The following is a 13,499-nucleotide window of genomic DNA, read 5'->3' as shown; positions in this document are numbered from 1 at the left end:
ATGATTGGTGTCAATCCCCATGCAGCAACTTAAATAATCGCAAGTATAAATACTGATTACATAACTGTTATGCTCCCAGATTATCCTACTCGGCATCGCCCTGATTATCAAGTTGCTTGGAGTAATGCAGTCAATAGATTTACTAGGGAGTTTCTAGAAAACTTTTCTACATCAGAAGGGTCATTAGATTGGGAAAAAATTGTTCAGCTTAACAGTGGAAAGAAACCACCAAAAAAGCCAAGAATAAAAAAAAGTAAGTCCTCTATCTAATTTTAACCCTGTGTTCATTATTTGAACCCCTAAAATCCAAAAGCTAGAGCATCAAGCATATGCTTACCCTTCTCCCGCCCAACTTCTTGATATATATCCAAAAGTTCTTCATAGGCAGTCTCTCCCCCTATAATATTCCAAAACTCATGTCCCATAATGACAGCTTGTTCAAAGGGCGTATACTTCCTTGCAACTGACCATTTATAATCTGAACGATTTGGCCCATAAGGATTGTAAGCCATAGCATAATAAGATTGAGCATCGGGGCGAGACAGTCCGCACAGTAAATGATATCTCAGCAGTCGTTGAATCACCTCCAAACATTGTCCTTTGTTGGGTTTCGATCCTTTTATTTCAAAGAAAAATTTCCTTCCGTCATGGGATAGCACGTACAAATCTGCTTTGACCGATCGCCTAACTAAATGGTTGGTTTGTTGAGCTTCAAGAACAGCTTCTATCATTCCTTCAAAACCAGGTTTAGTTGCATTCTTGTCTGCTGACTGTTCAAATAGTGCTATCTGACGCTCAATTTCATTGACAGCCTCTATGCTAACTTCGCCAGAAATTTCATAGCTTCTACTTGCTTCTTGGTGATGTTCCAAAGCAATGAGTTTTGCACATTCTTCATATGTTGTACCCAAGCTACTGCTGAAACCTCTTTCAAACTCGTTAATCCGCAGCAACTCTGAGGGCATAATAGCAGCCTGAAACGGTTTCAATTGACCTTTAGAGGATTTGCATGATAAATATGCTGCTGGAATATCCAGTTTCGGTATTAGCCGTCCTCTGTATTCATTGACAAGATTTTCGATGAAAACCTCTAAGTATGCTTTGATTATGACGCGGGTAGTTGAGCTAATGGCTGACATTATTTTACTGCAAATATTCTGTTGACTAGACTTGTGACAAAAGTGAAATATGTTTCTAGTAAGGACTTTAGTCCTTGCTGATGACTTGGCGAAGAAAGGACTTCAGTCCTTACTACAAAAAGGTCGATCGCGACTTTTACAGTCCTGCACGCATGGGGGCCCAGAAACCGGGTTTTTTACGACAATACTTGATTGTAGCCAGCAGTGCGTAGGTTGGGCCCTTGGAACGAACCCTCCGTTTCACTCCACCCAACATTTTCGCTACAATTTTCCTTAACTGAACCGTATTGAAGCATAAATTATTGCATAAATTGTTGCAGATACTCGCTCTACTTTAGTAGATTTACAGGTCGCTTTAAAATTTGTTGAACTACCCCATAATAATTAGGATTTTCTAACCCTTTTAATTCATGTTGAATATCTTCCCAATCCCCTAATTTACTTTTCCACATACCATTCTCTGCTTGTATTGCAGCGTGCTGTGGTTCACCGTTATAGGTGTATATTGCTATCTTTTGAAATCCCGGTTCAATCTCACCATTATCGCAACATTCATATCCAATAGTTTGATAAGCCTTGATAAAAGCATCCAACGTTAACTCTCTTGGTACACCATCGGGCCAGTATCCATCAGGGTCTACCGGGTCCCATCTACAGTCCTCTTCACCAGCTACGAAAGCAAAGCAATTATAATCTACTGTTTCTTCACTTGTTACTTCATATTCAGTATTCTCTAAATTAGGAAATCTCAAGAGTTTGCGATATTCCAGCCTACCATTCATAACCGTGTTCTTTTCCCCATTGTATCCACGCTTGAGCCATTTGTTTCATTCGACCGCGCTGCTCTGGTTTTACCGGATTATCACCAGTAATTGCCCTCAACGCCCAAAACCAATGATCTGGTTTTTGTTCGAGATCGCGAAAAAGTAACGGTACAACAGGCTGTCCCATGCCAATAATTCTTTGATAAGCTGGGTGCATTGACTTTTGTGTAACCAAGGACAGCATCCTTGTCTGGGCACGCCATTCTTCTGCAAGGCGATTAAACTCCGCTTCGAGTTCTACCTGACTTTTAATCGGGTATTTATAGGTTGTGATGCGATCCGGTAGTTTCATGTCAAGCCGTGGCTACTTCATAAATCTATATTACCTTACCTTCCCAAAGTATTCAGCCAATTAGCTAAAGCATAAACAATTCGATTTGAGTAAGGTGCGTCAGACCGGAAAAACTCGATAATCGTTATAAAACTTCATCTGACGCACCCTACAATTCGATTTGAGTGTGACACGCTTGCTTTATTCCTGTCTATCCAAAATGGGTTAAGAATCGGAAAGCATCGAGTACGTGACTCGCACAAACGTAAGGCGAAGTATTGTAAAAAGCTTGCCAAGCCGCCGCTTTATCTTCGTCGTATTTACCCGCTCTTTCCGGGTGTTTTCCTTGCCAATTCAGCCGCACTGCGTGACCGACTAATACATCTAAAACGATGTATTCTTCTACTTGCAATTCTGGGTTGCGCTGGGCGATCGCCGCCAACTCCATCAGCGCCTCAATATTTACTTGCCGATATTCCGGTGCGACAATTTTATTCAGCAAATGCTCAATTTGTAGCGCAAAATTCTTTTCACCAGGCGTCATTTCCGATAATATAATATGGCTATCTAACCGATTGCGCCGCTCTAATTTATCGCCAATTATCAAGCCTTTGCAGTGCCGCAGCAGTCCCCAAACACTCGGATAAAAATCCTTCGGTACGCGATTGACAGTACCTTCCATTTGCCGTTTCCGGCGCCATCCTCCCCCAGGCATTGTTGGTTCTTCAGAAACTGGCGCGACTACCCATTCAATATCTTTTTCCGGCTGTTTGACGCGCAGGGATTCTTGGTGTTTGAGGATTTGATTCATTTCCTCGTATTCCGTCAACACTTGGCGCAGGCGATTTTTGATTTCAAAGGGACTTAGCTGCATTAAATGTTCGTAAGCTTCATTTTGCGTAACTCCTAATTCGCGGGCAAACTCGCTAGTCAGCAGCAAAATAAAGTAGCTAACTCTTAGCGTCAGCAGGCCTTTAAATAACTGCGGTTCGGCTTTAATTAGCAAGCCAAGGTAGATGAGAACTTCTTGAGTTAGAACTCGATCGCGAATATCTTCTCCGCAGAATTGGCGAATTTTGTCCATCACTTCCGTATAAGAACCCGGCCGCGAAATTATCGAATCTTCGCTGTAGGCTTTCCCCACAGCAATCTGTTTTTGCCGCACCAAAATGTCTGTCACCGCATCGGACAAACTGATATCAACTTTGTCCAGCAAACCTGCGGCATGACGGATGACTGCCCATTGAATTTTTGATTGCGAACTTTCTCCAGCTTTTATATAAACTTCGTTGAGCAAATCCACAACTTTAACTGTTTCTTCCGCCCCACCAAATCCCGTATCAAAGTTTAATCCTTTGAGGCGAACTAACGTGTGCAGCAACTCAATTTGTTCGTACAAGTTTTCTGAATCACGCAGGCTAGTTAGCAAGAATTGAGTATTAGTTTCGCACTCTAATTTAAATTCTTGCGTGTGACCCAAAGGCCAAGTTTTTTCCGGATTGTAAGTTAGATAGCTGCGCGTTTCTACTGCACCGGTCACCGGAGATTCGGTAAATTCAAAATCGTGCATGAAATCAATTCTTTCGGTGCCAGCGGTCAGCATTAACTGCTTAAGATTTCCGAGTTTAACTGGCGTGTTGTTACAGTGTCCATCCCGGAATTCCTTCATTAATTCTAACAACGCTTCCCGCCCGGTTTCCAGCATCGTGTGAGTCAGCATCAGCGTTACCGTAGGGCGTCCCAACTGATACCAGTGGCGGTGAATGTGAGCTATTTCGCTCTTGATTTGAGCTACTAAAAAATGGTAATCTAAAGTTAAGTAAAACTCTTGTCTGTTCAAGAATGAGGGGAGAAATACGATCGCCTCTTCGCGAATTTTAAACACCCTAGAAGTGGTTAAACTCCGCAAACGGCGCACGGGGCGGCCGGTTAAGCCTAATTGGTCGTTGCGTCCAATTTGCGTGTAAATAGCTGATAATTCTTTAGTCTGGCGGACTTGAATAGGTTCTACCTGTTTTGGGGTTTGCGCCGCAATGCCGTTAGCCGCTAATTCTGCTTGCAAATCTTCGTCTTCAGCTAACAGTGCAATTTGCACTAAAGGTTCTCTGTGTTGGCCCACTGACAGATGCCTTCCCAGCGGGTCGATGTCGCCAACTGCGATTAATTCTTCATTTAGCAATTGACCGAGAAAATACAGACTTTGCGCCCAAACTAGGGGAATATTTTCATTGGGTAAGCGCTGCTGGCTGCGGGGATTTCGCTTTTCTGCTTCTATATTTTCGGCGGGGACGTAGTACAATTCTGGTAAGAGCGGCAAACCAGAGCGATCGACTGCTAAAGATTCCAAACGCTGCTGGTACTCCTGCACTTGAGCTTGATTTCCCTGAAATATGCCGTCCAACAATAAATAAGTGAAAAATAGCGGCCACTCGCATTCTATATGCTCGAACTGCCTTAATTCTGTGGGTTCGTAGTGCAGGCGATCGGCATCTTCCAACACTGTTTGGTGTCCGTCGCGCAGAAACCGCTTGCAGCCGTATTTTCCTTGCAATTTGTCAATAATCTTATTTCGAGTCCGTTCTATTAATTCTCGGTCTTCAACAGCAAAAGCCGGAAAACTAATCACGCTCAATAAAGCGGCATCTACTTCTTTTGAACTAGATTCGCGAGGCAAAAGCGATTCCAAAGTTATGCGACTTCGGGCAATTTCGTCTGGCAAAACGTGAATAACTGACGCTTGAGAACCTTTAATCCCGAACAAATCCAACCCGTTTATTGCTTCTAGGGCTGCTTTTGCCATGCCAACAGAACTGGCGTTCAATTCTGCATTGCCTCGATTGATTTTATGGCCTCTTTCCCAAATTCCGTAATCCGGCGTGCGGTAGGCTCTACCGATGTAGTAAACTAAATTTTGCACGAAATTGACTTCATCAATTGTAAAAATTACGTGCAGCCCGGAAGCCGTCATTTGAGCAAGAATTAATAAAAATATAGATGTAGCGTCTAACTGTAAATGTCCCCACTTGTCATCACCGACAACAATACCTCCAGTTTGAGTATTGTATTTAGCGTGCAGGGCGTCTAGGGGCGACTGAGTATTTTTAAAACGTTCTACTTTGCTCGATTGCTGCATCATCGCAAATAGCAAGCCGCGCATCAGTTTGACTGTGCTGTGTTCGAGTTCAAATGTCCTGCCCTGATCTCCATCAATTTTGCGGTAAGCTAAACCCAAACCCCAAACCGCGAGAATGCTGTACACGTTGTCGCGCACCCAGGCATCGGTGTAGTCGCCGTGGGCGTTAACGGCGGTACTCGCGGGCAGCAAACCAGTAATTGGGTTCTGGCGCTTGAGGATGATGGTTTTGATTTGCTCGTAGTAATAATCTAACCTGGTTTGCCGCTGGTTTTTTGCGATCGCCATTTCGTTTTCCTGCTTTTTCCTGATGCGAGTAGATTTGGGGTGAATAGACTTTTAAATATATCAGATATTAGATCATTTCTCAAGTTATCCAAACACAAAAAGGTAATTGCCATGTCTACGCAAAACCACAATAACAACAGCGTTCCTTTCGTGAAAGTTGTCTACTCTACAGTGAAAATTAATGGTAAAATTGAGCTAGTACCGATGGAATGGTACGCCGACGGCTCTGTCAAAAAAATCGAACGCTAATGCTCGATCGCACTTGGCGGGCAAACTCTAATGAACTTGCGCGACTCGTCGCTTACAAAAAAACCGGTTTCTGGGCCACCGAACGATGACTTAACAGACTATTGGTGCCACAAACCGGGTTTTTTGCGTCCAAAACAGCTCTAGCGTCGATCGCCAATCTAAGCTAATTTAAATAACTAGGTGTGTAGGAATCTCAAAGAAAAAAATATGGATCGATCGCCGCCGCAATTTTCAGTGCTGGGACTACCAGTTCACATATTAGATGATTATGCAGGTTGGCTGATGGAGCGCCTGCATCAAGGGTTAGGAAGTCATGTAGTGACTTTGAATGCTGAAATGGCCATGCAAGCCGAGCAAAATCAGACCTTAGCGGATGTAATCCGCAAAGCGGAACTCGTGATTCCCGACGGTTCGGGAGTGGTGCTGTACTTGCGGCTGCGTGGCAAACCGGCACAGCGCTATCCGGGGATTGAATTAGCAGAATCGCTGCTGCAACAAGCGGGAAAATTGCCTGATTCGGAACCACTATTTTTCTTTGGAGGTTCCCCAGGAGTAGCGGCTGCGGCGGCCAAAACTTGGCAACAAAAAGTTAACGGATTATCGATTGCTTCTCAACACGGTTATCTTTCCGCAGATGAAGAGAAAGACTTCCGTGAAAGCCTCAAACAAATGCAGCCAAAACTGATTTTTGTAGGATTGGGAGTGCCGCGCCAAGAATTTTGGATTGCCGAACACCGACACCTTTGCCCTCAGTCAATTTGGGTGGGAGTTGGCGGCAGTTTCGATATTTGGGCGGGAACAAAAACCCGCGCGCCGGCGTGGTTTTGCGACAATCATTTAGAATGGCTGTACCGGCTTTATCAAGAACCTTGGCGCTGGCGAAGAATGTTAGCTTTGCCACAATTTGCCTTGAAAGCTTTGGGGGATTTGCGAGGGTAAGTTAATAGCATCAATCTTCTGTCTGAGTCACAATCCTCTCGATCCCCCCTAACCCCCCTTAACAAGGGGGGGACAAGAATTGAGTCACAATCCTCTCTATCCCCCCTAACCCCCCTTAACAAGGGGGGGACAAGAATTGAGTCAAAATTTTCTTTATTAAGGGGGATTCGAGGGGATCTAGACTCGACTACAAGCGACATAAATCGTGTTATTTCTTCAGTCCGCCTACGCGGACTTTGTTTGTGTAGTAGCGGTTTCAACCGCCGATTCTAATCAATACAAACCTATTGCCATTAGACAATGTAAGGAGAATCGATCGCCTTTGCCCGATTAATCGCCACCAAAGTCTGGTAAATTAAAGCCGAAATCTCACCGCGGGTAATGTCCCGAAGCGGCGAAAGCCAATCGCGGGAAGGATAATTAACCACAATCTTCAAAGCAGTTGCTGTGCCGATCGCACTCAAAGCATAATTAGGAATTTGAGAGCGATCGGTGTATACTTTCAAAGTATCAGCATTTCCCCCCTTAAGTTCCAAACCGTTAACCAAAGACACGATCGCATCAGCCTTAGTTAAATTCTGATTCGGGCCGAACTTCAACCCCGGAAACCCCGCCAAAAACCCCCCCCGATTTGCTCGTTCGATCGCACTTCTCGCCCAAAAAGTAGCAGAAACATCAATAAAATTTGTAGCCGGCACCCTCGGAATCGGACTAAACGCACTCACCAACAGCGCCGCATATTGAGCACGGTTTAAACTGTCATCAGGCCTAAAAGAACCGTCAGGAAAACCGCTAATTATATTCGCCGCAGCCAAAGCTTCAATAAACTTCTGTGCCCAATGTCCAGAAATATCACTGAACACTGTACCCCCGATATTCGGATTGCCGCCGCCCTTTCTCACCGCAGCTTGCACAGCTTTAAAAGCATTCACTTTCCCGTAACCAAACCAATCGCTGCGGCCGTTGTTAGGATCGTAATTTCCCATGCGATTGCCCAACTGGGGATCGGGATCGGGATCGACAATTTTCTCAGCAGTTTGTTCGAGAATTCCCCGCACTTCCCGCGCCGTCAAACGGGGGTTAGCCGAAAGTATCAACCCTGCAACCCCAGCGACTACTGGAGTGGCACTGGAAGTACCGCCAAAAGTATCCGTATAGTCCCCCCAGTCGTAGCCCCGATCGCCCACTCGATCGGCAGTAAACACCCCCAAACCGGGCAAATACTGCGTCACCTCCGGCGGCGTGCCGATAAATCCGGTTTCTGGCAACCAAGTTCCCGGCGGCGCGTTGTTGCTGGGGGCGCAAACCGAGATGCTGGTGCCCCAATTGCTGTAGGCTGCTTTTTTGTTAAGGGAAGTGGAAGCGCTGACGGCAATTACGTCGGGGTGGACGGCAAATCCTGCCAGCCATCTAGTTTGACCGCCCAGGATGTTGTTGGGCCAGCCTTTCTCGTTAATTGTGCCGTTGACTGGGCGGTTGGCATTCCCCGCCGCGAACAGAATGACGCAGCCTCTGCCGCCCCGCCCTTGGGTTGCTGCTTTGGTGATGACCGCACTCTGCCGCAGGGAAAGGGGATAGTAAACTGCAGCAGGCCCCCAACTGCAAGAAATGACGGCGGCCCCTTTTGCGATCGCCCAATTAAACATTTTTTCAACAGAATCGTCATCGAGAAAACCCGTGGTACGAATGGGCATCAGGGCGCAGCCGGGGGCGACGCCGACAATGCCTTTGCCGTTTTCTTCAGCAACGGCGACGCCGGCACAACTTGTGCCGTGGTTGTCTGAGTCGGCGACTGGCATCGGGGAAGTGTCGCCCTCTTTGAAATCGATGGGTGAGACGATTTTGCCTTGGCCTTGAAAATCCGGGTGGGTGATGTCAACTGCATCGTCGGCGATCGCAATTACGATCGATCGAACTCCGCGAGTCATGTTCCAAGCTGGTTCTGCATAAATTTGAGCACCGCCGACAAGTTCGTTGCCACCTTTGTTGTTGAGATACCACTGTTTGGGATAAAGCGGATCGCGGGGCGTATAATGCTGCTGCGTCTCTACTACAATGTTGGGTTCTGCTACGAGAACTTCTGGATATCTTGTCAGGCGGTTGGCAATTTTGACCGGGTTTTCTGTTGCTTGTTTTGTGACTTCGCAGACGAAAGTGTTGAGAATTCCTTCTACTGGCCGGACTATTTTTAAAGCTGCTGCATTGGCGATCGCCTTTCGCGATTGTTCGTCTACTTGTTCGCCAAATTGAATCGTAATTTGGTCGGTTAAATAAAAGAATGTACTGGGATTGTTGGCGGGGCAATAGACGTGGCTGGCAAAAGCTACAGCATCGCTGGCGCGGGCTGCTTGCATTGCTGCTTCTAGGCGATCGGGTGCAACGAGATATTCTTCGAGATTGCTTTGGCCGACGCGACGGTTGAGTTTGGCCCCAGTTGTTGCAGCCCAATCGTTTGAGGCTGATGCTGTTGATGAGGGGCGGACTGTAAAGCGATCGTTCGCTTTTGACAGCAGCAATTCATCGCCGCCGCGCTGCAAAATCAGTGGGAGACTTTCATCGGGAACTCCAATTCCTTGATAATTTTGTAAGGTATTTGCGGAAAGTTCGATCGGTTGTGTCATCAGAAATGCCTTTGTTTAATTTTAATCCAGTCTTACTATATTCTCAAGAACAGGCAGGATGCCTGTTCCACAAAAACTGAATTTTCTTCTTGTGGGGAGTAGGGGTTGGGCTTCTAGCCCGCCCGTAAAAGGCTTATTAACAATGATTCAGCAAATCCCTCAAACTCACATCTTGCACCTTTGTCAATAACCCTTTTCTGAACAGGCAAGATGCCTGTTCCACAAAAGATGAATTTTCTTGTGGAACAGGCATCTTGCCTGTTAAGAGAGAATGGTGCAACATCTGAGTCAAATAAACACGCTAGGATTAACATTAAAAAATTCTCCCAGCGCCTTAGCTTGCGCCTTGCTAATCGCCCGTTTCCCATTAACCACCTCAGAGACTACTCCTTTGGAACCAATCACGCCCACTAAATCGGCTTGTTTGAGTTCGCGAACTTCCATGAAATGCAATAGAACATCCTGGGGAGTCGCTTCTGGATCTGGGTAATATTTTGATTCGTATTCTTCGATTAACAGCGCCCAGAGACTCAGTAAAGTTTCTTCTTCTACTGTTAATTCTTCCTTAGACATCAGGAAATCAAGTTCTGCGAGGGCAAGATCATTATCTTCTTCGTTCAGGATTGGCTTAGGCTGAGATTTAGCCAGCAGTTGACCGTAAGCTGTTCTTTCAATTGCCATATTCATGGTTTGTTCGATTGTTTAATTAGATCGGGACTTACCCATCAAAACCAAAGAAACCGGGTTTTCCACCATTTTTAAAGCCTCAAAGACAGTATTTAGGTAAAAAAACCCGGTTTCTGCGTCTAGGACTAGATTGGCGGGATCTGTCCAATCCCCCGCGATTTCTTTTTTCAATCCAAAATCTAAAATCCAAAATCTAAAATCCAAAATCGATCGCGCACCCTTTGACATTTCAACAAATTTGGTTTACACTTAGCCGGTTGCGATCGCCAATGGTAAGATCGGCTCAAGCTAAATATTTTTTTAAAGCGCACAGGCGCAAAGTAATTTCATGGTATACTCTGGAACTGTTTGTTGGCTTCGCTCCACTGCCCGGATTACGATCGGGGCGATCGCAGCTTTTACCCTGTTGCAACCGCTCCAAGTCCAAGCACAACAACCTTCTGGGCCAGAGAACCAACCCCAAGTCGAGCCCGCCGACGACCCCACAGACCCCAACAATCTTCGCCCTCTGACGCAAGACAGCAGCTTGCTGAGCGTCCCAGGAGGCCAGCGTTTGATGACAGAAGCCAGCAGTGCTATTTCCAATCAGAATTACGCACTCGCCAGTCAAAAACTCCAAGAATCACGCCAGATTTTCAATCAACTCTCCAACTTCTACCAACAACTGGGTAGCAGTTTTGCCGGAATTGACATCCGATTGGCCGAAAGCCACCGCACCAAAGCTGTAGAAACAGCCCAAATGCGTGACGAAGCTACCTACCGGCTGGCGTTGGTACACCGGGCGCAAAATAAGCCCGAACTGGCTGTGCCCCTGCTGATTCAGATTATTCGATCGCAGCAGCCAACTCGCGACTTGGGCAAGAAAGCTTACCAGCAGTTACTGGAATTGGGTTTTGTGGATTCGCCCTTTCCCCGCCCGGCCAGCGCTCAACCGAGTTCATCGACAAAATAGTTCCACTAAAATCTACATTACCAAAAACTTGGGTTTAAAGCCCCGTCCTTCTAGGACGGCTTTGTGTTAGACTTTTGACGTAGTGAGTTTTCACGCAAAATGTTTGTTCTAGAATTCAAGGCTAAAGGCAAACCAAATCAGTACGCAGCAATAGACGAAGCAATCAGAACTGCTCAATTCGTTCGGAACAAATGCGTCCGCTTTTGGCTCGACAACCGAGGAGTAGGGCAAAAAGACTTGTACCGTCACAGCACTGCGCTCAGAGAAGAGTTTGCTTTTGTCAAAGACTTGAATTCTAGTGCTTGCCAAGCCTCTGTGGAAAGGGCGTATTCTGCGATTGCTCGTTTCTACGACAACTGCAAGAAAGCAGTTCCCGGCAAGAAAGGTTATCCAACTTTCAAGAAAAACAGTCGCTCAGTTGAATATAAAGTTAGTGGCTGGAAACTTTCTGAGACTCGGAAACAAATCACTTTCACTGATAAAAAGGGAATGGGCAAGCTCAAACTAAAAGGAACGTGGGATTTAAACTTCTACCAAATCGATCAGATCAAGCGAGTTCGCTTAATACGTCGCGCTGACGGCTACTACGTTCAGTTTGCAATCAGTGCTGATAACAATGTAGATACAACGCCAGCAGGTAAAACAGTTGGATTGGACGTGGGACTGAAAGAGTTTTATACAGACTCAGACGGTCATGCCGAACCGAATCCCAAGTTTTATCGAACCAGCGAGAAACGGTTGAAATTTCGGCATCGCCGTGTTTCTCGCAAAAAGAAAGGCTCTACCAACCGAAAGAAAGCAATTAATCGATTAGGGCGAGTACACCTCAAAATAAGCAGGCAACGTGAAGAACACGCCAAGAGACTGGCGCGTTACGTAATCCAATCTCATGATTTGGTCGCCTACGAAGATTTGAGGATTAAGAACCTTGCAAAGAATCACTGTCTGGCTAAATCGATTAACGACGCTGGTTGGTATCAATTCAGGAAGTGGTTGGAATATTTTGGAGTGAAGTTTGGCAGGGTAACGGTTGCCGTCAATCCTGCGTATACTTCACAGAAATGTTCTAACTGCGGTGCAATCGTAAAAAAATCCCTATCCGTAAGAACCAACGTTTGTGAATGTGGATTTGTCATGGATAGGGATTGGAACGCTGCGATTAATATTCTGAAAATCGCCTTGAGTACGGTAGGGCATACCGGAACTTGGGTCAAAGACCCAAACGCTTTGGGAGATTCGACCTCTACTGTGGCTGGAGAAATCCTGTCGCCAGCAAGTTGAGTCATTGAACAAAGAATCCCCTCGCCTTGATAGCTGGGGAGTGTCAAAGCCGTTTATCAGAGAAACCAATGGTTACACCGTCTCAAGTAGCAGAAATGATTAAGGCAGGGTTGCCCGACGCTAAAATACAAGTGGAGGATTTGACCGGCGGCGGTGACCACTACCAGGCGAGAGTCGTCTCAGCAGCCTTTGAAGGAAAAAGCCGAGTACAGCAGCACCAACTGGTCTACGGCGCTCTCAAACAGGCAATGGCTAGTGAAGCCATCCACGCTTTGGGCTTGGAAACCTTAACTCCCGCAGAATGGGAAGCGAAAAGTCAAGTTGCTTAATTGTTGACTTGCAAGTTGGTATCACAAGTTTGTGCTTGTGTCAATACTTGCTTGAAATACAACTGCTCAACTTACGCACAAAAGCCACAAAAACCCGGTTTTTTTAACCGGAATCTATGGCTGTAACGAAAGATTTTCGTAAAAAACGCGGTTTCTGCGTCAGTCAACGTTTAAAAACTTTCAAACAATATTAGGACCTACCATGAGTACAACAGCACATCAAAGAATTGACGAGTTGGTTAAGCAAAACAAAATCATGGTGTTTATGAAGGGCAATAAGTTAATGCCCCAGTGTGGTTTTTCTAATACTGTGGTGCAAATTCTCAATACTTTGGGAGTGCCTTACGAAACTGTTGATGTTTTGGCAGACCAGGAAATTCGTCAAGGCGTTAAAGAGTATTCCCAATGGCCGACAATTCCCCAAGTTTATATCAACGGCGAGTTTATTGGCGGCTCGGATATTATGATCGAGATGTATCAAAAGGGCGAATTGCAAGAAGTTGTAGAAGTGGCTTTGGCTTCTTAAATTAGGCAGAAAAAACATATCCCCGACTTCTTAAAGAAGTCGGGGAAATAACAGCAATCGGGTTTTACGTTGAATTAAGTTAATTTACTTAATTACTTATGTCCAGGCAGAGCCGGGGAACGCACTGCGGTCGGCTAGACCTCGAATTTTTAGGCTCCGAAAGCGAGGCAGAGCCTCTGGACATCGGTTCCCAGGCCGAGCCAGGGAACCAGTTAAAATTCCCAATTCCCAATTCCCAATTCCCAATTCCCAATTCCCAA

General features: G+C 45.8%; 12 protein-coding genes and 1 pseudogene. 6 read left to right on the top strand and 7 right to left on the bottom strand.

Annotated elements, in window-relative coordinates:
* Positions 1 to 299 precede the first annotated feature (299 nt).
* The 4 genes from QUB24_RS27845 to QUB24_RS27830 all read right to left on the bottom strand — a co-directional run bounded on the left by QUB24_RS27845 (position 300) and on the right by QUB24_RS27830 (position 5,655).
* A complete protein-coding gene (locus QUB24_RS27845; protein ID WP_333156832.1) occupies positions 300 to 1,139 on the bottom strand; it encodes a TdeIII family type II restriction endonuclease in 840 nt (279 codons plus the stop codon).
* 329 nt (positions 1,140 to 1,468) lie between these two features.
* Positions 1,469 to 1,921 carry a DUF7689 domain-containing protein gene (locus QUB24_RS27840; protein ID WP_333156830.1) on the bottom strand — a complete coding sequence of 151 codons (453 nt, stop codon included), beginning with the start codon at positions 1,919 to 1,921 and terminating at the stop codon, positions 1,469 to 1,471.
* Positions 1,911 to 2,255 carry a hypothetical protein gene (locus QUB24_RS27835; protein ID WP_333156828.1) on the bottom strand — a complete coding sequence of 115 codons (345 nt, stop codon included), beginning with the start codon at positions 2,253 to 2,255 and terminating at the stop codon, positions 1,911 to 1,913. Before QUB24_RS27835 ends, QUB24_RS27840 begins: the two co-directional genes overlap by 11 nt.
* A 190-nt stretch (positions 2,256 to 2,445) precedes the next feature.
* Positions 2,446 to 5,655: a glycoside hydrolase family 15 protein gene (locus tag QUB24_RS27830; protein WP_333156827.1), complete on the bottom strand. Its 3,210-nt coding sequence runs from the start codon at positions 5,653 to 5,655 to the stop codon at positions 2,446 to 2,448.
* 111 nt (positions 5,656 to 5,766) lie between these two features.
* Between QUB24_RS27830 and QUB24_RS27825 the strand changes: the two genes are divergently transcribed.
* Both QUB24_RS27825 and QUB24_RS27820 read left to right on the top strand, forming a co-directional pair.
* Entirely contained in the window at positions 5,767 to 5,904 is a 138-nt protein-coding gene (locus tag QUB24_RS27825; protein WP_333038037.1) for a hypothetical protein, read from the top strand.
* 207 nt (positions 5,905 to 6,111) lie between these two features.
* Positions 6,112 to 6,843, top strand: a complete 732-nt coding sequence (locus QUB24_RS27820) for a WecB/TagA/CpsF family glycosyltransferase (protein WP_333156825.1) — start codon at positions 6,112 to 6,114, stop codon at positions 6,841 to 6,843.
* Positions 6,844 to 7,136: 293 nt separating this feature from the next.
* Here the strand turns inward: QUB24_RS27820 and QUB24_RS27815 are convergent, their stop codons facing one another.
* From QUB24_RS27815 to QUB24_RS27805, 3 genes are all read right to left on the bottom strand, one after another.
* Positions 7,137 to 9,464, bottom strand: coding sequence for a S8 family serine peptidase (locus QUB24_RS27815; protein WP_333156824.1), 2,328 nt, complete (start codon positions 9,462 to 9,464; stop codon positions 7,137 to 7,139).
* Positions 9,465 to 9,752: 288 nt separating this feature from the next.
* Positions 9,753 to 10,151 carry a transcriptional regulator gene (locus QUB24_RS27810; protein WP_333156823.1) on the bottom strand — a complete coding sequence of 133 codons (399 nt, stop codon included), beginning with the start codon at positions 10,149 to 10,151 and terminating at the stop codon, positions 9,753 to 9,755.
* A 15-nt stretch (positions 10,152 to 10,166) separates the two neighbouring features.
* On the bottom strand, positions 10,167 to 10,379 hold the full coding sequence (locus tag QUB24_RS27805; protein WP_333156822.1) for a hypothetical protein: 213 nt from the start codon (positions 10,377 to 10,379) through the stop codon (positions 10,167 to 10,169).
* A 100-nt stretch (positions 10,380 to 10,479) separates the two neighbouring features.
* Between QUB24_RS27805 and QUB24_RS27800 the strand changes: the two genes are divergently transcribed.
* The 4 genes and pseudogenes from QUB24_RS27800 to grxD all read left to right on the top strand — a co-directional run bounded on the left by QUB24_RS27800 (position 10,480) and on the right by grxD (position 13,239).
* On the top strand, positions 10,480 to 11,103 hold the full coding sequence (locus QUB24_RS27800) for a hypothetical protein (RefSeq protein WP_333156821.1): 624 nt from the start codon (positions 10,480 to 10,482) through the stop codon (positions 11,101 to 11,103).
* A 99-nt stretch (positions 11,104 to 11,202) separates the two neighbouring features.
* Positions 11,203 to 12,487 (top strand): annotated as a pseudogene (locus tag QUB24_RS27795) (RNA-guided endonuclease InsQ/TnpB family protein).
* A complete protein-coding gene (locus QUB24_RS27790; RefSeq protein ID WP_333068825.1) occupies positions 12,453 to 12,713 on the top strand; it encodes a BolA family transcriptional regulator in 261 nt (86 codons plus the stop codon). Before QUB24_RS27795 ends, QUB24_RS27790 begins: the two are co-directional and overlap by 35 nt.
* A gap of 202 nt (positions 12,714 to 12,915) precedes the next feature.
* On the top strand, positions 12,916 to 13,239 hold the full coding sequence (grxD, locus tag QUB24_RS27785; protein WP_006634036.1) for a Grx4 family monothiol glutaredoxin: 324 nt from the start codon (positions 12,916 to 12,918) through the stop codon (positions 13,237 to 13,239).
* Positions 13,240 to 13,499: the final 260 nt, after the last annotated feature.

Source organism: Microcoleus sp. B9-D4 (genome assembly GCF_036705105.1).
GTDB lineage: Bacteria > Cyanobacteriota > Cyanobacteriia > Cyanobacteriales > Microcoleaceae > Microcoleus.
This window is presented reverse-complemented; position numbering and strand designations above follow the sequence as displayed.

Bases quoted from the DNA above. Each gene is read 5' to 3' on its own strand.
- QUB24_RS27820 (WP_333156825.1), top strand. From the start codon at position 6,112: ATGGATCGATCGCCGCCGCAATTTTCAGTGCTGGGACTACCAGTTCAC.
- QUB24_RS27845 (WP_333156832.1), bottom strand. From the start codon at position 1,139: ATGTCAGCCATTAGCTCAACTACCCGCGTCATAATCAAAGCATACTTA.
- QUB24_RS27830 (WP_333156827.1), bottom strand. From the start codon at position 5,655: ATGGCGATCGCAAAAAACCAGCGGCAAACCAGGTTAGATTATTACTAC.
- QUB24_RS27800 (WP_333156821.1), top strand. From the start codon at position 10,480: ATGGTATACTCTGGAACTGTTTGTTGGCTTCGCTCCACTGCCCGGATT.
- QUB24_RS27805 (WP_333156822.1), bottom strand. From the start codon at position 10,379: ATGTCAAAGGGTGCGCGATCGATTTTGGATTTTAGATTTTGGATTTTA.
- QUB24_RS27790 (WP_333068825.1), top strand. From the start codon at position 12,453: ATGGTTACACCGTCTCAAGTAGCAGAAATGATTAAGGCAGGGTTGCCC.
- grxD (WP_006634036.1), top strand. From the start codon at position 12,916: ATGAGTACAACAGCACATCAAAGAATTGACGAGTTGGTTAAGCAAAAC.
- QUB24_RS27835 (WP_333156828.1), bottom strand. From the start codon at position 2,255: ATGAAACTACCGGATCGCATCACAACCTATAAATACCCGATTAAAAGT.
- QUB24_RS27825 (WP_333038037.1), top strand. From the start codon at position 5,767: ATGTCTACGCAAAACCACAATAACAACAGCGTTCCTTTCGTGAAAGTT.
- QUB24_RS27840 (WP_333156830.1), bottom strand. From the start codon at position 1,921: ATGAATGGTAGGCTGGAATATCGCAAACTCTTGAGATTTCCTAATTTA.
- QUB24_RS27810 (WP_333156823.1), bottom strand. From the start codon at position 10,151: ATGAATATGGCAATTGAAAGAACAGCTTACGGTCAACTGCTGGCTAAA.
- QUB24_RS27815 (WP_333156824.1), bottom strand. From the start codon at position 9,464: ATGACACAACCGATCGAACTTTCCGCAAATACCTTACAAAATTATCAA.